The organism is Devosia sp. T2-14 (genome assembly GCF_055397495.1).
Genome location: NZ_AP027921.1, coordinates 2,037,523 through 2,056,165 on the forward strand (window position 1 = coordinate 2,037,523; position 18,643 = coordinate 2,056,165).

20 protein-coding genes are annotated in these 18,643 nt (G+C 63.5%); 14 read left to right on the forward strand and 6 right to left on the reverse strand.

The features are described 5' to 3' along the window. Positions 1 to 59 precede the first annotated feature (59 nt). Complete coding sequence (locus ACZ5WT_RS10005; RefSeq protein ID WP_464283645.1) at positions 60 to 452, reverse strand: response regulator; 393 nt, start codon at positions 450 to 452, stop codon at positions 60 to 62. Positions 453 to 632: 180 nt separating this feature from the next. Here ACZ5WT_RS10005 and ACZ5WT_RS10010 point away from each other — a divergent pair, with 180 nt between their 5' ends. The 7 genes from ACZ5WT_RS10010 to ACZ5WT_RS10040 all read left to right on the forward strand — a co-directional run bounded on the left by ACZ5WT_RS10010 (position 633) and on the right by ACZ5WT_RS10040 (position 7,250). Continuing rightward, positions 633 to 1,256, forward strand: coding sequence for a DNA-3-methyladenine glycosylase I (locus ACZ5WT_RS10010; RefSeq protein WP_464283646.1), 624 nt, complete (start codon positions 633 to 635; stop codon positions 1,254 to 1,256). Positions 1,257 to 1,597: 341 nt separating this feature from the next. Continuing rightward, entirely contained in the window at positions 1,598 to 1,855 is a 258-nt protein-coding gene (locus ACZ5WT_RS10015; RefSeq protein WP_464283647.1) for a hypothetical protein, read from the forward strand. Between the two features lie 150 nt (positions 1,856 to 2,005). Next, positions 2,006 to 3,421 carry a histidine--tRNA ligase gene (gene hisS, locus ACZ5WT_RS10020; protein WP_464283648.1) on the forward strand — a complete coding sequence of 472 codons (1,416 nt, stop codon included), beginning with the start codon at positions 2,006 to 2,008 and terminating at the stop codon, positions 3,419 to 3,421. 28 nt (positions 3,422 to 3,449) lie between these two features. After that, positions 3,450 to 4,511 carry an ATP phosphoribosyltransferase regulatory subunit gene (locus ACZ5WT_RS10025; RefSeq protein ID WP_464283649.1) on the forward strand — a complete coding sequence of 354 codons (1,062 nt, stop codon included), beginning with the start codon at positions 3,450 to 3,452 and terminating at the stop codon, positions 4,509 to 4,511. Next, positions 4,511 to 5,218: an ATP phosphoribosyltransferase gene (hisG, locus tag ACZ5WT_RS10030; RefSeq protein WP_464283650.1), complete on the forward strand. Its 708-nt coding sequence runs from the start codon at positions 4,511 to 4,513 to the stop codon at positions 5,216 to 5,218. The genes ACZ5WT_RS10025 and hisG overlap by 1 nt, the downstream gene beginning before the upstream one ends. A 66-nt stretch (positions 5,219 to 5,284) precedes the next feature. Beyond that, positions 5,285 to 6,484 carry a glycosyltransferase family 2 protein gene (locus tag ACZ5WT_RS10035; protein WP_464283651.1) on the forward strand — a complete coding sequence of 400 codons (1,200 nt, stop codon included), beginning with the start codon at positions 5,285 to 5,287 and terminating at the stop codon, positions 6,482 to 6,484. A 16-nt stretch (positions 6,485 to 6,500) separates the two neighbouring features. Beyond that, positions 6,501 to 7,250, forward strand: a complete 750-nt coding sequence (locus ACZ5WT_RS10040; RefSeq protein ID WP_464283652.1) for a TSUP family transporter — start codon at positions 6,501 to 6,503, stop codon at positions 7,248 to 7,250. Positions 7,251 to 7,253: 3 nt separating this feature from the next. Here ACZ5WT_RS10040 and ACZ5WT_RS10045 read toward each other — a convergent pair whose 3' ends face one another. The 3 genes from ACZ5WT_RS10045 to ACZ5WT_RS10055 all read right to left on the reverse strand — a co-directional run bounded on the left by ACZ5WT_RS10045 (position 7,254) and on the right by ACZ5WT_RS10055 (position 9,613). Then, positions 7,254 to 7,487, reverse strand: coding sequence for a BrnA antitoxin family protein (locus tag ACZ5WT_RS10045; protein ID WP_464283653.1), 234 nt, complete (start codon positions 7,485 to 7,487; stop codon positions 7,254 to 7,256). Positions 7,488 to 7,634: 147 nt separating this feature from the next. Then, positions 7,635 to 9,272: a chaperonin GroEL gene (gene groL / locus ACZ5WT_RS10050; protein ID WP_464283654.1), complete on the reverse strand. Its 1,638-nt coding sequence runs from the start codon at positions 9,270 to 9,272 to the stop codon at positions 7,635 to 7,637. 50 nt (positions 9,273 to 9,322) lie between these two features. Then, positions 9,323 to 9,613 carry a co-chaperone GroES gene (locus ACZ5WT_RS10055; protein WP_464283655.1) on the reverse strand — a complete coding sequence of 97 codons (291 nt, stop codon included), beginning with the start codon at positions 9,611 to 9,613 and terminating at the stop codon, positions 9,323 to 9,325. 182 nt (positions 9,614 to 9,795) lie between these two features. Between ACZ5WT_RS10055 and ACZ5WT_RS10060 the strand changes: the two genes are divergently transcribed. The 3 genes from ACZ5WT_RS10060 to ACZ5WT_RS10070 all read left to right on the forward strand — a co-directional run bounded on the left by ACZ5WT_RS10060 (position 9,796) and on the right by ACZ5WT_RS10070 (position 11,413). Further along, positions 9,796 to 10,158 (forward strand): DUF427 domain-containing protein, encoded by a 363-nt coding sequence (locus tag ACZ5WT_RS10060; RefSeq protein ID WP_464283656.1) that lies wholly within the window; start codon positions 9,796 to 9,798, stop codon positions 10,156 to 10,158. 68 nt (positions 10,159 to 10,226) lie between these two features. Beyond that, positions 10,227 to 10,409 carry a hypothetical protein gene (locus ACZ5WT_RS10065; protein ID WP_464283657.1) on the forward strand — a complete coding sequence of 61 codons (183 nt, stop codon included), beginning with the start codon at positions 10,227 to 10,229 and terminating at the stop codon, positions 10,407 to 10,409. A 38-nt stretch (positions 10,410 to 10,447) separates the two neighbouring features. After that, positions 10,448 to 11,413 carry a DMT family transporter gene (locus ACZ5WT_RS10070; protein ID WP_464283658.1) on the forward strand — a complete coding sequence of 322 codons (966 nt, stop codon included), beginning with the start codon at positions 10,448 to 10,450 and terminating at the stop codon, positions 11,411 to 11,413. On the opposite strand, the gene ACZ5WT_RS10075 is transcribed toward ACZ5WT_RS10070, so the two are convergent. Further along, positions 11,410 to 12,831 (reverse strand): sigma-54-dependent transcriptional regulator, encoded by a 1,422-nt coding sequence (locus ACZ5WT_RS10075; RefSeq protein WP_464283659.1) that lies wholly within the window; start codon positions 12,829 to 12,831, stop codon positions 11,410 to 11,412. The two genes, ACZ5WT_RS10070 and ACZ5WT_RS10075, sit on opposite strands and share 4 nt — an antisense overlap. A gap of 191 nt (positions 12,832 to 13,022) precedes the next feature. Here ACZ5WT_RS10075 and ACZ5WT_RS10080 point away from each other — a divergent pair, with 191 nt between their 5' ends. The 4 genes from ACZ5WT_RS10080 to ACZ5WT_RS10095 all read left to right on the forward strand — a co-directional run bounded on the left by ACZ5WT_RS10080 (position 13,023) and on the right by ACZ5WT_RS10095 (position 17,536). After that, complete coding sequence (locus ACZ5WT_RS10080) at positions 13,023 to 14,198, forward strand: ROK family transcriptional regulator (protein WP_464283660.1); 1,176 nt, start codon at positions 13,023 to 13,025, stop codon at positions 14,196 to 14,198. Positions 14,199 to 14,308: 110 nt separating this feature from the next. Then, positions 14,309 to 15,532 carry an EAL domain-containing protein gene (locus ACZ5WT_RS10085; RefSeq protein ID WP_464283661.1) on the forward strand — a complete coding sequence of 408 codons (1,224 nt, stop codon included), beginning with the start codon at positions 14,309 to 14,311 and terminating at the stop codon, positions 15,530 to 15,532. Between the two features lie 149 nt (positions 15,533 to 15,681). Next, positions 15,682 to 16,548 (forward strand): TIGR01459 family HAD-type hydrolase, encoded by an 867-nt coding sequence (locus ACZ5WT_RS10090; protein WP_464283662.1) that lies wholly within the window; start codon positions 15,682 to 15,684, stop codon positions 16,546 to 16,548. Between the two features lie 4 nt (positions 16,549 to 16,552). Next, positions 16,553 to 17,536, forward strand: coding sequence for a bifunctional riboflavin kinase/FAD synthetase (locus ACZ5WT_RS10095; protein WP_464283663.1), 984 nt, complete (start codon positions 16,553 to 16,555; stop codon positions 17,534 to 17,536). On the opposite strand, the gene ACZ5WT_RS10100 is transcribed toward ACZ5WT_RS10095, so the two are convergent. Beyond that, complete coding sequence (locus ACZ5WT_RS10100) at positions 17,506 to 18,612, reverse strand: helix-turn-helix transcriptional regulator (RefSeq protein ID WP_464283664.1); 1,107 nt, start codon at positions 18,610 to 18,612, stop codon at positions 17,506 to 17,508. The genes ACZ5WT_RS10095 and ACZ5WT_RS10100 overlap by 31 nt on opposite strands. Positions 18,613 to 18,643 lie beyond the last annotated feature (31 nt).

The following is an 18,643-nucleotide window of genomic DNA, read 5'->3' on the forward strand; positions in this document are numbered from 1 at the left end:
AAATGGCGTGAACCGGCATGGTTAAGCCATTGGTGGGCCGCATGGTTAGCGGCAAGCTACTAGAGAAATACCGACCCGTCGGAAGCTGCCTGCCGCGATTGCCCCAGCACGCGCCCCAGCGCGGTGCCAAGCTGGTCGACCGTGAAGGGTTTGACCAGCACTTCATTGACACCCAGTTCGCGGGCGCGGATCACATTGTCCCGGCTGGCATAGGCCGTCATCAGGATAACCGGCGTATTGGCCGGCGCGCCGAAACGGGGATCGCGCAGCACGCTCATCACCCCGGCGCCGCTCACATCGGGCATGTACCAGTCCATCAGCATCAGGTCGAACGGGGTGCTCATCAGGTGCAGGATCGCCTCGGCGCCGCCCTGGGCCTCCACCACGTCGCCTACGCCGAGCTTCTTGAGGCCCGCCGCCGAAATGGCGCGCGCATAAGCGTTGTCGTCCACAACCAGCGCTCGTAGGCGTCCCGGAATGATCACGCGCAGATCCTCGAAAGATCCCCCGTGGATTATCCACGGCGGTTAGTCGTCTCAAAGTCTTGTGTCGAATAGTGTGTGCCGCGATTCCCAAGGAACGTGCGGCGGTCTAAGCATTCCCTCGTTCTCGATAGTGAAGGCGGTGCTCCCATGTCAATTGAGTCGATAGTCGACGGCTTGCCACGCTGCCCCTGGGCCGGTGATGACGCTCTGTATCGTCACTATCACGACCGCGAATGGGGGCGCCCCGTCACCAATGACACGCGCCTGTTCGAGAAGGTTTGCCTTGAGGGCTTCCAGTCGGGCCTGTCCTGGATCACCATTCTGCGCAAGCGCGAGCGTTTCCGCGAAGTGTTCCATGGCTTCGACATTGCCAAGGTCGCGGCGATGACCGAAGCGGACATCGAGCGCCTGCTGCAGGATACCGGCATCATCCGCCATCGCGGCAAGATCACCGCGACCATCAACAATGCCAACCGGGCACTCGAACTGCAGCGCGAGTTCGGCTCGCTCGCTGCCTATTTCTGGCGGTTCGAAACCAAGCCGGAACACCGCCCCGAAGACCTGAGCTGGGATAGCCTGCGCAAGATCGCCCAGACCGATGCGTCGGTGGCCCTCTCCAAGGACCTGCGCAAGCGCGGCTTCAAGTTCGTCGGGCCGACCACCTGCTACGCCTTCATGCAGGCCATGGGTCTGGTCAACGACCACATGGATGGGTGCTTCTGCCGCGATGAGGTCGAGGCCGAGCGCCAGGCACTGACGCGCCCGCGCTGATCCCGTCCCTGTGGCGAAATCGCCACAGCAAATGCCTGCCTGCGACAACCCGCCACATCATTACTTGCGCATCACGGAATCGCGAGCTAGGAAACGTGCGTCCAAACACCAGCCCGAGGGGGAGCATAAAATGACTGTCATGTTTTCTCACCGTCGTGGTCCCAACCATCAGGCCTTCCCACGAGGCTAAGCCTCGTTTCCTGATCGATCAGGCCTTCGCGGCCACGGACATCCCAACCCAACACTGATGCGTCGAATTCGGGTCGTTTCGACTCCCGAATTTCTGCCATCCCACCATCTCAATAGAGGCCGGTTCGCGTTTTGACGCGCCCGGAAATCACATGTCGTACTCAACCCTTGATCAGGGCAGCGTCGTGCTGCGCCTGGAATACTCGATCGCTGACGCCGTGCATCAGCGCGGGCTGCTGGCCGTTATCGGCGCGGCGCTGCTCGCCTGGTGGAATCGTCCGCGCATTCCGAGCGACCTGCCTGCCTATCTGCGTGCCGATATCGGCCTGCCCCCGGTAGAAACCGAGAGCCATTGGATCAACATCCCGGTCAATCCCGCCCGCACGCCTCTCTGGAGGCCCGGTATGTAGCGATTGGGGAGGCCGGCATTGGGCCGGCCTCCCTGTCGCCACTCAGCAAAAAGCAGCATTCGGTGCCGTTGTAAGGGCGCCGGATGGCTTGCCCTGTTGTCTCCCATCCATCGATCCGCTACGAACGGCGCGACCTTGCAGGACTGCCAAATGACCGAAAAGACCAAGTTGATCACCCCGCGTCTTCCGCGCGGCTTTGAGGACCGTACGCCGGGTGAGATCGCCGCCGTTGGCGCGATGATCGACAAGATCCGCAAGGTTTACGAGCGATATGGGTTCGACCCGGTCGAAACCCCGCTGTTTGAATATACCGAAGCGCTCGGCAAGTTCCTGCCCGATACCGACCGGCCCAATGCCGGCGTATTCTCGCTGCAGGACGACGATGAGCAGTGGATGAGCCTGCGCTACGACCTGACGGCGCCGCTTGCCCGCTACTTCGCAGAGAATTTCGAAACCCTGCCCAAGCCCTACCGCTCCTATCGGCAGGGCTATGTGTTCCGCAACGAAAAGCCCGGCCCGGGCCGTTTCCGCCAGTTCATGCAGTTCGACGCCGATACCGTCGGCGCAGGCGGACCGGAAGCCGATGCCGAAATGTGCATGATGATGGCTGACGTCATGGATGCGCTCGGCCTCGAGGGCAAATACGTCGTCCGCGTCAACAATCGCAAGGTGCTCGATGGCGTGCTTGAGGCCGCTGGTGTCACCACCGACGAGCAGAAGCTCACCGTGCTGCGCGCTATCGACAAGCTCGACAAGTTCGGCCCTGAAGGCGTGAAGCTCCTCCTCGGCGCTGGCCGCAAGGACGAAAGCGGCGACTTTACCAAGGGCGCAGGGCTCACCGACGCGCAGTCGGCGGTGGTCATCGGCTATGTTGAGGGCGCCGAAGTCGACAATGCCGGCACCAGTGAACTCAAGGCCATGCAGGCGCTGTTCGACGCCGCCGGCTATGGCGCCGACAAGATCAAGATCGACCCTTCCGTGGTGCGCGGCCTCGAATATTACACCGGCCCGGTGTTCGAGATTGAGCTGACCTTCAAGGTGCAGAACGAAAAGGGCCAGGACGTGGTGTTCGGCTCGGTCGGTGGCGGTGGCCGCTACGACGGCCTCGTCTCCCGCTTCCGTCGCGAGCCCGTTCCGGCAACCGGTTTCTCCATCGGCGTGTCGCGCCTGGCCAACGCGCTCAAGCTCACCGGCAACCTTGGTGCCACCGAGCCGGTTGGTCCGGTCGTCGTGCTGGTCATGGATAAAGAACAGATGGCCGGCTACCAGGCCATGGTCGCCGAACTGCGCAATGCCGGCATCCGCGCCGAAATGTTCTTGGGCAACACCAAGAATTTCGGCAAGCAGGTTTCCTATGCTGACAAGCGCAACTCGCCCATCGTCATCATCGAGGGCAGCCAGGAGCGCGAGCAGGGCATTCTGCAGATCAAGGACCTGATCGCTGGCAAGCAGGCTGCGGCGGCCATCACCGACAACGCCGAGTGGAAAGCGGCCCGTCCCGGCCAGTTTGAGATCAAGCGCGAAGAGCTGGTCGCTGCCGTGCAGAAGCTGCTGAGCGAGCAATAATGCCCTGTCCCTTTCGTGGAACGCGATCATGACCAACGGTGCCTTCCGCCGCACGCAGCTTGAATCGCTGGTCGAAGCGCAGGGCGCGACACGTGCCACGCCGCCGCTGCTGCTGCCCGCCGATCCCTATTTCGATCTGGCTGGTGAAGAGTTCGGCCGCCGCCTGCTGCTGACCACGGCCAATACCGGCGACGAATATTGCCTGCGGCCCGATTTCACGCTGCCCATCGTGCGGGCCTATATCGAAGATGGCGTCGGCAAGCCCGCGGCCTTCTCCTATATGGGCCCGATTTTCCGCCAGCGCTCGACCGGCCCGGCCGAATTCGACCAGGCCGGCATCGAGTTGCTGTGCCAGCCCGACGGCGATGTGGCGCTCGACCAGGTGCTGACCTTTGCCCGCGCGGCGCTGTCGATCTTTGGCGTCGCCCCGGACATTCGTCTCGGTGGTGTCGGCATGTTCGAGGCCCTGCTGGTGCAGGCTGATATGCCGGACGCCTGGCGTCCGCGCATCCGCAACCGGTTCGGGCACACCGAGGCGCTTGATCGCCTGCTGACCCGGCTTGAGGCCGCGCCGAATGCAGCCCGCGAACAGCAGCCCAGCCGCGGCGCGCTGATCGAAAACGTCACCGAGCAGATGGTCTCCGCAGGCCTTAGTCTCTCCGATGGCCGCACGCCCGAAGAGATTGCCGACCGCTATCTCGAACAGCAGGCGCTTGATGCCGCGCAGGTCCCGCCTGAAACGCTAAAGCTGCTGCGCGACTACCTGGCGATTTCCGGCCCGGTGCTGCAGGCTCTGACCCAGATTGAAGCGCTGGCCAGCCAGCACAAACTCATGCTCGGTGCGCCCATCCGCGCCATCCGCCGTCATCTCAATGGGCTCGGTGAAGCGCGCGTCACCTTCGACGCCGGCTTCTCGCCGCGCCTCGATTACTACACCGGCATCGTCTTCGAAATGACCGGCCCAAGTGGCGAAGTGCTGGCTTCGGGCGGCCAATATGACCGCCTGCTCGAGCGCCTCGGCGCCCGGGCACCCATCCCGGCATCTGGCTGCGCCGTCTGGGTTGATCGCATGGAGGCGGAGGTTCGCTGATGACCGGAATTACGCTTGCCGTGCCCTCCAAGGGCCGTCTTGAAGAACTGACGCGCGAGTGGTTCGCCGCCAATGGCATGACTATCACCCGCCCCGGCGGCGCGCGCTCCTATCTCGGCGCCATCGAAGGCATGCCCGACGTGACGGTGCGCTTCTATCCCGCTTCCGAGATTGCGCGCGAACTTATCCGCGGCAATATCGACCTGGGCGTGACCGGGCTCGATCTGATCCACGAAACCAGCGAGACCGGCCTCGCTGCGGTTTCCAACATCAAGTCGCTTGGCTTTGGCGGCGCCGATGTCGTGGTTGCCGTTCCCGATGCCTGGATCGACGTGACCCACATGCACGATCTGGCCGATGTGGCGTCTGACTTCCGCAGTCGCCATGGCCGCTGGATGCGCATCGCCACCAAATACATCACCATCACCCGCCAGCATTTCGCGCGCGCCGGCATTGCCGAATACCGCACGGTGGAAAGCCTGGGCGCCACCGAAGCCGCCCCGGCTTCCGGCGTTGCCGATATCGTGGTCGACATCACCAGCACGGGCTCGACGCTGGCGGCAAATGGCCTGCGCGTGCTTGACGATGGCGTGATGCTGCAGAGCGAAGCGTGCCTGTTTGCCTCCCGCACCGCTGACTGGTCGGCGGACCGCAAGGCGCAGTTGGATGCCCTGCTGGCACGACTGGGAACGACGGCCGGTTTCTGATCCCGGCCGCCGATTGCCCCACGCCCCGATTCACGGCACAAGCAGCAGGTGCGCCGGGGGGACGACGTGGCCGACGACCTTGAACTGACTATTCTGATGCCGTGCCTCAACGAGGCCGAAACACTGGCGGCCTGCATTGGCAAGGCGCGCGGCTTTCTCGATCGCACCGGCATCGCAGGCGAAGTCGTCATTGCCGATAACGGCTCGACCGACGGATCCCAGCAGATCGCCGAAAGCCTTGGTGCGCGGGTCGTTCCGGTGCCCGAGCGTGGCTATGGCGCCGCGCTGGCCGGTGGCATTCAGGCGGCGCGCGGCCGCTACATCATCATGGGCGATGCCGACGACAGCTATGACTTCTCCCGGCTCGACGCGTTTGTTGATCAGCTGCGCGACGGCGCTGACCTGGTCATGGGCAATCGCTTCGCTGGCGGCATTGCACCGGGCGCCATGCCCTGGCATCACCGCTATTTGGGCAACCCCGTGCTGAGCTTCGTAGGGCGGCTGTTCTTCCGTACCCCGATCGGCGACTTCCATTGCGGGCTGCGTGGGTTCTCGCGCGCCGCCGTGCTGGGTCTCAACCTGCGCACCACCGGCATGGAATTCGCCTCCGAAATGGTGGTCAAGGCCACGCTGGCGCAGCTCGACATGCGAGAAGTGCCCACCACCCTTGCCAAGGACGGCCGCTCGCGTCCGCCCCACCTGCGCTCGTTCCGCGACGGCTGGCGCCACTTGCGCTTCTTGCTGCTGTTTTCCCCGCGCTGGCTGTTTCTCTACCCGGGCATCGCATTGCTGGCGGTTGGCCTAGTGGTGGGGGCCATTCTTCTGCCCGGCCCGGTGCATATCGGCAGCGTCAATTTCGACGTGCATACATTCCTCGTCGCCGCGCTCTGCATCATCGTCGGATTGCAGTCGATCTCATTTGCCGTCATCGGGCGGCGCTTTGCCTCGCGCTATGGGTTCATCCCGCGCTCGGGCAGCTATGACCGCCTGCTTGAAGCCCTGACGCTGGAGCGTATCCTGCTGGTGGCCGTTGTGCTGATGCTCATCGGTTCGGCGGCCCTGCTGTGGGGTGTGGGCGAATGGGCGCGGCGCGACTTCGGCCCGCTCAACACCTCGCGCACCATGCGCCCGATCATCCTGGCCATGACGGCTCTGGTGTCGGGTTTCCAGTTGATGATGAGCGGCTTCATGTCCTCCATGATCAACATTCCCATCTACGAACGCCGCATCGTCGATGCGACGCGCGACGAACCGCCCGCTTCCTGAAACCAGTCAGACGAAAATGCTCGATCCCCTAGTTCTCCTTGCGCTTGGCTGCGTCGGCATGCTGGCCGGCTTCATCGATGCAATCGCCGGGGGAGGGGGCATGCTCTCGCTGCCGGCATTGTTGTCGGCAGGCATTCCGCCCGTTGCGGCGCTGGCCACCAACAAGATGCAGTCTGTGGTGGGGACGGGCATGGCGGCGCTGACCTATTGGTGGCGTGGCTTCGTCTCGCTCAAGGCTTTGGTGCCAGCCATCGCGTTGACCTATGCCGGCAGCCTCGTCGGTGCGTTGATCGTGCGCCAGATCGATGTGTCGCTGCTCGATGTCGCCGTGCCCGTAGCGCTGATCGGCATTGCGGTCTATTTCCTCTTCGCGCCGAACTTGTCCGATGCCGACAAGGCGGCCCGCCTGCCATTCGGCCTGTTCGTCCCGCTGATGGGCGCCGCCATCGGCTTTTACGATGGCATTTTCGGGCCGGGCACCGGCTCGTTCCTCACCATCGGCTTTGTCATGCTGTTCGGTTTTGGCCTGACGCGGGCGTCGGGCAATACCAAGATCCTCAACCTAGTTTCGAACCTGGCGGCGCTGACCATCTTCATCCCGGCGGGCGATGTGGTCTGGCCCGCGGCCATCGCGATGGCGGTTGGACAGTTGATCGGCGGTTATGTTGGTGCGCGCACAGGTATTCGCTACGGCGCCAAGCTCATTCGGCCGCTGGTAGTCGTTGTCTCGATTGCTCTGGCGCTGCGCCTGCTGATCTTCGGCTGAGGCCTATTCGGCTGCAAGGCCGGCGGCTGCACGAAGCGCCGCATTGATCCTGTCCTGCCAGCCTGGGCCGTCTTCCTGAAAATGCTCCAGCACCGCCCGGTCGAGACGGATGGTGACCATTTCCTTGCCTGATGGCGGCGCGACCACTTTGGGTGCTGCCTCCACTGGCTTGCTGGTCGCCGCCTTGAACGCCGCCTCCGCCTGCTCCAGGGCGCTGCCGCGTCTTGGTGTGCGCATCAACTTCTCTCCGTGTCGGAATTTGGCGCACCCTAGCGCTGCGCGCTGGCCGGCGACAATAAAAAAGCGCGGTGTTGCCACCGCGCTTTCTCTGGAAGTTCGTGACTGGGAAGAAACGGACTTCGAAGTCTCAGACGGTTGGGCTTCTTAGAAGTCCATGCCGCCCATGCCGCCCATGCCGCCGCCCGGCATTGCCGGTGCTGCTTCCTTGGGGGCTTCCACAATGGTGGCTTCCGTGGTGATCAGCAGCGAAGCAACCGAAGCTGCGTCCTGCAGAGCGTGACGGACGACCTTGACCGGGTCGATAACGCCGAGCTGCACCAGATCGCCATATTCGCCGGTAGCGGCGTTGTAGCCGAAGGTCGGCGAGGAGTTCTCGAGGATCTTGCCAACAACGACCGAGCCTTCAGCGCCGGCATTGTTGGAGATGGTGCGCACGGGCTCCTGCAGAGCGCGACGAACGATGGCGATACCTGCGTCCTGGTCGGCGTTGATGCCCTTTGCCTTGATGGCATTGGCAGCGCGCAGCAGGGCCACACCACCGCCGGGGACGATGCCTTCTTCAACGGCAGCGCGGGTTGCGTTCAGAGCGTCGTCGACGCGATCCTTGCGCTCCTTGACTTCCACCTCGGTCGAACCACCAACGCGGATCACGGCAACACCGCCGGCGAGCTTCGCCAGACGTTCCTGCAGCTTTTCCTTGTCGTAGTCCGAAGTGGTTTCTTCGATCTGCGCCTTGATCTGGCCAACGCGGCCCTGGATGTCTTCCTGCGCACCGGCGCCGTCGACGATCGTGGTGTTTTCCTTGGTGATTTCAACGCGCTTGGCAGTGCCGAGCATGTCGATGGTCACGTTCTCGAGCTTGATGCCGAGATCTTCGGAGATCACCTGGCCACCGGTCAGGATAGCGATGTCTTCCAGCATGGCCTTGCGGCGATCGCCGAAGCCAGGAGCCTTGACGGCAGCGACCTTGAGGCCAGCGCGGAGACGGTTCACAACCAGGGTTGCGAGGGCTTCGCCTTCGATATCTTCAGCGATAATCAGCAGCGGACGCTGCGACTGCACAACCGATTCCAGGATCGGCAGGATCGCCTGCAGGTTGCTGAGCTTCTTTTCGTGCAGCAGGATGACGGGGTCTTCGAGGACCGCGGTCATCTTTTCGGCGTTGGTCACGAAGTAGGGCGACAGGTAGCCGCGGTCGAACTGCATGCCTTCGACGACGTCGAGTTCGGTCTCAGCGGTCTTGGCTTCTTCGACGGTGATGACACCCTCGTTGCCGACCTTCTGCATGGCTTCAGCGATCATGTCGCCGATCGAGGACTCGCCGTTGGCCGAGATGGTGCCAACCTGGGCAACTTCAGCCGACGAGGTGATCTTCTTGGCCGAAGCCTTGAGCGAAGCCACGACTTCGTCAACAGCCAGGTCGATACCGCGCTTGAGGTCCATCGGGTTGAAGCCGGCGGCAACTGCCTTCACGCCTTCAACAACGATTGCCTGACCCAGAACGGTCGCGGTGGTGGTGCCGTCGCCAGCAACATCGTTGGTCTTGGAAGCAACCGAGCGCAGCAGCTGTGCGCCGAGGTTTTCGAACTTGTCTTCCAGTTCGATTTCCTTGGCGACCGAAACGCCGTCCTTGGTGATGCGCGGAGCGCCGAAGGACTTTTCGATAACAACGTTACGACCCTTGGGGCCGAGGGTTACCTTCACCGCGTTGGCGAGGATGTTGACGCCGCGCAGCATCTTGTCGCGAGCGTCGGTCGAGAACTTTACTTCTTTGGCTGCCATGTGAGGCGCTCCTTGAAATAGGATTAATGACGAATGGGGACTAGAAGCAATTAAGCTTCGACGATGCCCATGATGTCGGATTCCTTCATGATCAGCAGGTCTTCGCCGTCGACCTTGACCTCGGTACCGCTCCACTTGCCGAACAGCACGCGGTCACCGGCCTTGACGTCGAGCGCCACAACCTTGCCGGCGTCGTCGCGAGCGCCAGGGCCCACGGAGACAATCACGCCCTCGGAGGGCTTTTCCTTGGCGGTGTCGGGGATGATGATCCCGCCCTTGGTCTTTTCTTCGCTGTCGAGGCGACGGACGACCACGCGGTCGTGCAGAGGACGAAAGCCCATGTTTTGCTCCTATGGCGGCGTTTGGTAAGCAATATTGTCACTGTTAGCACTCGCGATGATAGAGTGCTAACAGAGTGCAGGGGATATAAGATTGGCGCCCATCCAAGTCAAGGTAACGTGAACCGACTTTCCTTTCGCGCGTTGATCCGGGGACGGCTCAAACCACGCGTTAGAAGGACAACATGACAAGCCAATGTCTGGACAAGGATATCAGGATCGTCCCCGCCAAGGGCCGGGTGCATGTGGTGTTTGACGATGCCGAGATCGGCAGTTCCCTCAATGCCCTCGAGGTGCACGAGCCGGGCGAGACCATGCAGATCTATCTGCCGCGCGATGATGTGCGCGCCGACATTCTGGAGGCGTCCGATACGCGCGACCTCTCTCCCTATAAGGGCGAGGCCCATTTCTACACCATCAAGACGTTGACCGCCGATGGGCCCGATCAGGCCTGGTACTATCCCGATCCGTGCCCGCTCGTGCATGCCATCCGCGACCATCTTGCTTTTTCCGGGCCTCGCATCGAGTATCGCTTTTCAGAAGTTTAAGGGGAGGGCGGGCGCATTTCTTGCGGGCCCCCCTTTCCCCTTTGTGCAACCTGCGCCATAAGGCAGTCATGACCCAGGATAATTCTCTTCAGATCAAGCTGCGCCTCAAGGGCGGCAGCGGCCCGAATGCTAACTGGCATTGGGAAATCCACGACGCTACCGGCAAGGTGCTCAAGACCGGCAGTGCTGTCGGCCCCGAGCACAAGGCGTTCGCCACTGCGCGCATCGCCAAGGAAAAGCTGGAGCAATAGTCAGCCGCTAAATCCGGCTGCAGCATCAAGAGACTGCTGTGAGCGCTCCTAGCACTGTTGGTGCCGCCAATCCGGGCCAGCACATTGGCGGGCCCTTCCGGGGCATTACGCTCAAAGTCCTTTCCGTTTGTTTTTTCGTGGTCATGGCGACCATGCTCAAGGCCACCGGCTCCATCCCAACGGGTGAGCTGGTGTTCTTCCGCTGCTTTTTCGCCATCCTGCCGGTGCTGCTCTATCTGCTCTGGCGGCGGCAGCTGCGCACCGCGCTTCATACCAAAAATCCCTGGGGCCACGTGCTGCGCGCCTTGATCGGCACGTCGTCCATGGCGCTCGGCTTTTTCGCCCTGACGCGGCTGCCGTTGCCCGAGTCGACCGCCATCGGTTATGCCGCTCCTCTACTCATCGTGGTTTTCTCGGCGCTCCTGCTCAAGGAGCGAGTGCACCTGTTCCGCTGGTCGGCCGTTATCATCGGCCTGTTCGGCGTCCTGATCATCCTGTGGCCACGACTGACACTGTTCACCAGCGGCCAGCCGATCGGCGATCGTGAAGCGATTGGTGCCATGGCGGCCTTTGGCGGTGCGGTCCTCAGCGCCTTCGCCATGATGCAGGTGCGCAAGCTGGTGCAGACCGAGCGCACCGAGGCCATCGTGGTCTATTTCTTCGTCTGCGCGAGCGTGTTGTCGCTGTTGACGCTTCCCTTTGGCTGGGTCTGGCCTACGCCGGAACAGGCCGCTCTGCTGGTAGGTGCAGGGATCGCCGGAGGCATCGGGCAGCTCCTGCTCACCTCCTGCTACCGCTATGCCGACATGTCGGTCATTGCGCCGTTCGAATATGTGTCGCTGCTGCTGACCATCATCATTGGGCTATTGATCTTCAGCGAAGTGCCCACCGTGCCCATGGTCGTGGGCGCGGTCATCATCGTGGGCTCGGGTCTCGTCGTGATTTTCCGCGAGCATTACCTCGGCCTCGACCGCGCCAAGGCGCGCGAGGCCAATACGCCTTAGCTTGCCGCCTGCATGTCGGCCCAGCCCTGACGCTTGCGATAGATGGTCGATGGGCTGATCTCGAGCGCCGCCGCAGCAAGGGACACATTGCCGCCAAACGCTGCGATGGCATCTTCGATAATGCGCTGTTCCTGCTGCCACATGGGCAGGATGGCAGGCTTTCTGTCGGCGCGCGGGGCCGACTGGGCCACCACCACAACACCGCGGGATTCGATATCGGCCGCGGCCACCATCGGCATGGTGATCTCGCCGCCGTCGCACATCACCACGAGGCGCCGCACCAGGTTCTGCAGCTGGCGCACGTTGCCGGGCCATTCAGCAGATGTCAGCAAACTGCAAACTTCTGGCGAAAAGCCGGAGAAATTCTTGTGTTCTTCTGCAGAATAGCGCGCGAGGAAATGGCGGGCCAGCACCATGATGTCGGTCGGCCGCTGCCGCAGTGGGGGCAGGTGGATGGGCAGTACGTGAAGACGGTAGAACAGGTCCTCGCGGAACTTCTTTTCGGCGATGAGCTGCATCGGATTGCGGTTGGTCGCGCAGATTACCCGCACGTCGACATGGCGCACGCCCGATTCCCCAACCCGGCTCAGCGTGCCGGTCTGCAGAAAGCGCAGTAGCTTGCTCTGTAGCGACAGGTCCATCTCGCCGATTTCGTCGAGGAACAGCGTGCCGCCGTCGGCCAACTCGGCCGCGCCCTTGCGGTCGTCATGGGCGCCGGTAAAGGCGCCGCGCGCCACGCCGAACAGTTCGCTTTCCATCAGGTCACGCGGAATCGCGGCGCAGTTGATGGCCACAAGCCGCTTGCCCAGGCGCGGGCCCTTGCCGTGCAGGGCCTCGGCGCAAACGTCCTTGCCAGTGCCGCTTTCGCCGGTGATGAAGACCGGCGCGGATGAGGTGGCGATGCGGCCGATCTGCTCATAGACGAATTGCATCGCGCTCGATGCACCGATGAAGCCGGCATAGTCCGAGAGCCCCTCGGCGCGCGGATCGATGGCGAGGGTACGGCCCTTGCCGTGCCGCTGCGCCAGTTCGCCAATGCGGGCGGCCATGGCCGGACCGTTGACGGGTTTGACCACATAGTCGTGGGCGCCGGCGCGCATCGCACCGACCGCCGCGGAAATGGACGCGCCGTCCGAAAGAGCGATCATCAGCGCGCCATCGGCCAGCCGGACAAGCCGCCCTACGGCGTCATCGCTGCGCGCGCTGAGGTCGTGCAGGCTCGAAAGGTCGGCGAGAATGATGTCGAAACCGGTATCGCGGAGCAGTTCGGCGGCCGGACGGCCGCCCGAGGCCACGGTGATGCGAACGGTGCTGCCCAGGCTCTGGGTCAGCGTTTCGACCACCAATTGCGCGCCAGCATGATCGCTATCGATCAGCAGCAGTCGGCCATGTGGGTCGCCATCGCTTCGGTTGTGCATCGCCATACGGCCCGGCCCTCGCGCTCAATTGCTCACTATGCCGGTTGTTCGCCGCCGCCGCGGTTGTCCCGGTGTTTACGCAATACTTCCCCAACAGGGTAAATAATCCGTTCCGCGCATTTGCATTTTGCGTATTTGCCGCCAGACTTGGCACTTGAACATGTCGCCGGAACCCGGGTAACTCTGTGCCTATGCGGAAGATTTTTGCTGTCGATGGTCTCGATCTCATCGCTCGGGGTGTCGCTCAGTCAAGCGTGCGCGTGGCCAACGAACGGTCCGTGCTCACGTTGATCGCCCTCAATGCCGGTGTCTCCAAAGCCGATCTCGCGCGGTTGTCGGGCCTTGGGCCGCAGACGACGTCGCGCATTGTTGCCGAACTGGAAGCGCAAAATCTGGTGACACGCGGCAGCGTGCTGCGGGGCCGCCGCGGCCAGCCGGCCACGCCCTACTTCATCAACCCCGAAGGGGTCTACGTCCTTGGCGTCGAAATTGGCTGGCGGCATGTCGAGGTTGTGCTGATCGATATGGCAGGGACGATTCTGGCCGGGTCGCGGCACAGCCACGACCATATCGACAGAGCGACCATTGTCGCCGAGGTCTGCGCGGAAATTGCCGCCATTCGCGCCGGCATGAACCCACAGCAGGCCGAGCGGCTTCTGGGTATCGGAGTCGCGACCCCGTCGGGCACTGGACCCGGCGCATGCCGCCAGTCCGCCGATGTGGCCGCCGAAATTGCGGAGGTCACCGGGCTCGAGGCGCAATGGTTCAACGACGGCACGTCAGCCTGCTGGGCCGAATATGTTGCCCAGCTCCCCTCGCAACTGGTCAACGTTGCCTATTTTCAGCTGGGCCGTCGTGTGGCTGCCGGAGTGGTTGTCGAGGGAAACCTGCGTGACGATCATACCGGAAAGGATGCCAAGCTCGGTGATATCATGGTCGCTGATGCCAGGGGCAAGCCCGCTCGGGTGCACGAGATTGCATCGTTCACCGGGTTGGAACAGCGCTTGCAGGCCGCAGGTGTCGCCCTGCCGTCCGGGGATCCCATGAAATGGGACTGGGACAGCCTGGGCCCCGTCGCCCATGGCTGGATTGAGGCGGCCGGGCAGGCTCTTGCCTTATCCATCATGAGCACAAGGGCGGTGATCGAGCAGGACCTGTCTGTCATCGATGCCGTCATGCCGCGCGATAGAGTTCAGGTGCTGCTCGAACACGTCAACCGGCACCTCGATGACCTGGGCGCGCACGAGCCGATTCCGGTTGCAGTGTCGATCGGGCGGGGCGGTGGCTCCGTTGCGGCGTCGGGGGCGGCCCAGCTTGTTATCTTCCAGCGGTATTTTTCCCGTGGATGGAGCCTGTTTGCCGCCTGATTGCCACAAATAGCCATGGACAGCGCGGGCAGTGCGCTTTTGCAGCCCCTTGCGCGATGCTATGAGGGATATGCCGAATCCCGGCGAGTGAAGGGTTCCGAGGTCCGCCCGTGCAGGCATTGGTCTACACGTTCATTGCCCTTGCGGCCGCCGCCTTTGGCGCCGCGGCCTATTTTGGGCTGACCTTTACCCCGGCCGAAGCCATTCTCGCTGCTGTGGTTTTTGGTTGCGTCTGCGTGGTGATGCTCGAACGCACCCTGCGCCAGCGCGCCGAAAACCGGCTGGAAAAGGGCATCCAGGATCTTTCGCGCCTGCTGGCGACCGATGCCCAGGCCGGTGCGGTGCTGGGCCAGCGCATCAATGCCATGGCCGACATCAATGCAGGGCCGCGCCTTGAAGGCGTTGAAGCCGATATTTCTGTGCTCGGAACCGTCATCCGCCAGGTCGCCGAAGCCGTCGCCGAGATCGAAGTGCGTGCTGCACAGGCCGCGTCGCCCGCTCGCGCGACCCCCGCAATGCCGATGCCAGCGCCACGTGAGCCCGAGCCGATCATTCCGCTCGAAAAGCTGCGCCAGGCCGTGGCCGAGAACCGGCTGATCTACCACATCCAGCCGGTCGTTACGCTGCCGCAGCGCCGCCCGCAGGGCTATGACCTCGTGCCGCGGCTGATGCTCGACAATGGGGACCTCGCAGATCGCGCCGACTTCATGCCGCGTCGTGGTGGCGAAGATGTGCTGCTGCAGCTCGAAGGGCTGGGCCTGCTGGAAGCTGTCACCATTTCGCGCCGCGCGCGCACCGGCGGCCAGCCCGTTACGCTCTATATTCCGCTTTCCCGCGCCACCCTCGGGGACCCGGCGGGAGCCGAGCAGCTGATTGCCTCGATCGAAGCCAATCGCGCGATCGCTTCGGGCCTGATCTTCAACATCAGCGAGGCCGACTGGCAGGGGCTGACCACGGTCGAGCGCGCCATCGCCGATTCCATGGTCAAGAAGGGCGCCGGTTTTTCCATCACCGGCGTCAAGTCGCTGCGCATCGACATTGCCGAGCTGGCGGGGCAGGGCGTGCGATCGCTCCGCATCGATGCGGCCCGTTTCATCGACGAGCCCGAAGCCTTTACCGACTTCCACGCCTCGGACATTGCCAATTACATCGCCCGCTTCGACATCAAGCTGCTGGCTACTGGTATCATCAGCGAGCGCCAGATCGTCGAACTGCTCGAAGATGGCTTCTCGCTCGTGCAGGGGCCCTACATTTCCGCGCCCGGCCCGGTGCGCCCCGATCTGATGATCGAGCCGATGCGCCCGACCGCCGCGCGTCTTCGCCGCGTCGAATAGCCCTCGCCAACAAGGCTGGTGTGCTGTTTCAGGTCCGGCGGGCAGGGCCCGCTCGCGCTATATACCGAGGCCGATACGCGTTTCCGCTTGATCCCGACCCACAAGCTGCCACATAGAACCCCCAATCCTGTTTGCATCGGAATTGTGCGATGACCAGCTCCCTCCCGTCCATTTCTGGCCTCTCCGATCTCGCCAGCCGCTATGATGCGGTGCTGAGCGATGTGTGGGGCGTGGTGCACAATGGCGTCGCCGCTTTCCCGACTGCCGTCGATGCACTGACCCAGTTCCGCAAGGCCGGCGGCAAGGCGGTGTTCATCACCAATGCTCCGCGCCCGTCGCCGCCGATCATCGAGATGCTCGACCGGCTGGGTGTGCATCGCGAGGCCTATGACGCCATCGTTTCCTCGGGCGATGCCACGCGCTCGATGATCGCCAAGTATCGCGGGCGGGCCATCCACCATGTGGGGCCAGCGACGGAGGACGATTCGCTCTATGAAGGGCTCGACGTCCGCCGCACCAGCGCCGAGGAAGCCGAAGTCGTTGTCGTAACCGATCTCGATAGCGACGATGACCTGCCAGAAATGTATCGCCAGCGCGCCAAGCTTTGGCTGGAGCGCAAGCTGCCGATGATCTGCGCCAATCCCGACCGCGTGGTCGAGCATGGCGACAAGATCATTTATTGCGGCGGCGCGCTGGGCGATCTCTATGCCGCCATGGGGGGCATGGTGCTGATGGCCGGCAAGCCCTATCAGCCGATCTATGAAGAGGCGTTCCGCCTCGCCGAGGAGGCCGCCGGGCGCAAGCTCGACAAATCGCGCGTGCTTGCCATCGGCGACAGCGTGCGCACCGACGCGACCGGCGCGGCCCAGTTCGGCATCGACCTGCTGTTCGTCACCGGTTCCATTCACGCCGCCGAACTCGACGCGTTCGGTAAGCCCGATCCGCAGGCCATTGCCGACCTGGTGGCGCCCAGCCGGGCCCATCTTGCCGGTTTCATGCCTCGTCTGGTCTGGTGATCCCGTGAGCGACTTTATCCGGCTCGATTCGCTCGACAGCGTCCCCGCCTCCCTGCGCGGGGCCTATGTTGCCATCGGCAATTTCGATGGCTTCCATCGTGGCCACCAGTCGGTGATCGCTACGCTGAAAGCCCGGGCGGCCGAGGCCGGCGTTCCGGCCATGGTGCTGACTTTCGAGCCGCATCCGCGCGACGTTTTTGCCCCGGCGCCCTTCATGTTCCGGCTGACCGATGGCGACGCCAAGGCCCGCCTTGCCGAGGCCTTCGGGCTCGACGCAATTGCCATTCTCAATTTCGATCGCGCCTTCTCGCAGATCGAAGCGGAAGAGTTCGTCTCGCGCTTCCTGGTGGACGCACTGGCTGTCACTGGCGTGATCGTCGGGTCAGACTTCCATTTCGGCCGCCAGCGTCGCGGCACGCCGACCTTCCTCAAGGCATCCGGGGCTGCTCAGGGCTTTGCGGTCGAAACGCTCGACCTGATGGATGAAGGCGATGAGGTCATCTCCTCCTCGCGCATCCGCGCCGCCCTGTCCGAGGGTGCCGTCACCGCCGCCAATCGGCTGCTGGGTTATCACTGGTTCTTTGATGGCTGCGTGGTGAAGGGCGATCAGCGCGGCCGCGAGCTGGGCTATCCCACGGCCAATACGTTGACCCACGCCAATTTCCAGCTCGCACAGGGCGTCTATGCCGTGCGGGCACGGCTCGGCGACCGGGTGTTCGATGGCGTTGCCGCCTACGGCAAGCCGATGTTCAACAACCAGCTGCCGCCATTCGAAACGCATCTGTTCGACTTCGACGAAGACATCTACGGCCAGACCATCACCGTGGCGCTGATTGCCCATATCCGCGGGCAGGAAGTGTTTTCGGGGCTCGATGAGTTGATCGCCGCCATGGACCGCGACTGCGGCAAGGCGCGCGCTGCCCTCGCAATCGCCCGCCCGCTCAGCGATCTCGACGCTCACCTCGGCTTTATCGGCGGCTCCGCCTGATCGTCGAGCAATAGCCGCACCAGCTCGGCCTGCCGGCGCACCCCGGTCTTGTCGAAGATCGCGGTGAGCTGGCTGCGTGCGGTCGCGACGGAAATGCCGCGCTGCAAGGCTGCATCCTTGCGCCCGCCACTGCGCACGATTTCCCAGGCCAGCGTTGCCTCCGCCGGGGTCAGCCCATAGCGCTGGCGCAGGCGCTGCATCACCTGCTCCATCCGCGCTTCGGGATCGGTGACGAAGATCATGGCGACCTGCTGACCCGACCCGCTCCACCAGTTGCTGGAGGGAAAGGGCAGCAATTGCACGACGAGCGGGCTGCGCCCGGCGCGCGCCACCCGCATCGTGCCCTCGTCGGGCAAGGTATCGCCGCGGGCCGCCTTGCCGATCATCTTTTCCAGCGCCGCTGTGTCAGCGGGCCGGAGGCAGGTCAGCCGCCCGTCCTTAAGCCGCAGCCCGTCGCCCTCTGCCAGGATACGATCGGCGATGCCGTTGGCCGTTCGTGCGGTGCCTTGGGCGCTGACCAGCAGGGCGCCCCGGTCGAGATGCTCCAGCGCCGCAAAGGCGCCCAGGCTCAGCGCCTGGCTTTCCTGCAGCAGCTGATTGAGCTGGAAGGCCCGGATGATGTGCGGCGTCGCAATTTGGAGGACTCTGAGAGCCGCTTCGCCAAGCTCGCGATCACCCGAGACCATCAGTGAGGCGCGCCAGCCCTGGGCGGTGGCGAGATTGACCGCCCCGCCATAAAGGAAGCCCTGCGGCACGCACCATTCATTGTAGAATTCGCTAGCGCTGAACTGCGCGCGGTCGATCACCATGGCATCAAGCACTGCCCGCCCGACGGGTGCGCCGCGCATGGCCAGCTGCATCTGGTTGCGCTGGTGATAATGGTTTTCGTAGGCGTGGACATAGCTCGGGTCTGCCCGCGCCGTGATCAACAGCGGCAGGCGAGCGCCGGTTTGGCCGCCAAGGGTGGCATCTATTGTTCCGGTAGCGTCGGCGAGACCTACAAGTGCGTTTTGCCATTGTCCGGGATCGGTACCAGCTTCGTAGATCTTCTCGATCAACTTGAAGATAGCGTCCACAGGGCACCTGGTGACTTGTACCAGCTCAGTG

Excerpts from the sequence above, each read along its gene's own strand:
- ACZ5WT_RS10010 (WP_464283646.1), top strand. The coding sequence starts at position 633 with ATGTCAATTGAGTCGATAGTCGACGGCTTGCCACGCTGCCCCTGGGCC.
- ACZ5WT_RS10015 (WP_464283647.1), top strand. The coding sequence starts at position 1,598 with ATGTCGTACTCAACCCTTGATCAGGGCAGCGTCGTGCTGCGCCTGGAA.
- hisS (WP_464283648.1), top strand. The coding sequence starts at position 2,006 with ATGACCGAAAAGACCAAGTTGATCACCCCGCGTCTTCCGCGCGGCTTT.
- ACZ5WT_RS10025 (WP_464283649.1), top strand. The coding sequence starts at position 3,450 with ATGACCAACGGTGCCTTCCGCCGCACGCAGCTTGAATCGCTGGTCGAA.
- hisG (WP_464283650.1), top strand. The coding sequence starts at position 4,511 with ATGACCGGAATTACGCTTGCCGTGCCCTCCAAGGGCCGTCTTGAAGAA.
- ACZ5WT_RS10040 (WP_464283652.1), top strand. The coding sequence starts at position 6,501 with ATGCTCGATCCCCTAGTTCTCCTTGCGCTTGGCTGCGTCGGCATGCTG.
- ACZ5WT_RS10045 (WP_464283653.1), bottom strand. The coding sequence starts at position 7,487 with ATGCGCACACCAAGACGCGGCAGCGCCCTGGAGCAGGCGGAGGCGGCG.
- groL (WP_464283654.1), bottom strand. The coding sequence starts at position 9,272 with ATGGCAGCCAAAGAAGTAAAGTTCTCGACCGACGCTCGCGACAAGATG.
- ACZ5WT_RS10055 (WP_464283655.1), bottom strand. The coding sequence starts at position 9,613 with ATGGGCTTTCGTCCTCTGCACGACCGCGTGGTCGTCCGTCGCCTCGAC.
- ACZ5WT_RS10060 (WP_464283656.1), top strand. The coding sequence starts at position 9,796 with ATGACAAGCCAATGTCTGGACAAGGATATCAGGATCGTCCCCGCCAAG.
- ACZ5WT_RS10065 (WP_464283657.1), top strand. The coding sequence starts at position 10,227 with ATGACCCAGGATAATTCTCTTCAGATCAAGCTGCGCCTCAAGGGCGGC.
- ACZ5WT_RS10075 (WP_464283659.1), bottom strand. The coding sequence starts at position 12,831 with ATGCACAACCGAAGCGATGGCGACCCACATGGCCGACTGCTGCTGATC.
- ACZ5WT_RS10080 (WP_464283660.1), top strand. The coding sequence starts at position 13,023 with ATGCGGAAGATTTTTGCTGTCGATGGTCTCGATCTCATCGCTCGGGGT.
- ACZ5WT_RS10090 (WP_464283662.1), top strand. The coding sequence starts at position 15,682 with ATGACCAGCTCCCTCCCGTCCATTTCTGGCCTCTCCGATCTCGCCAGC.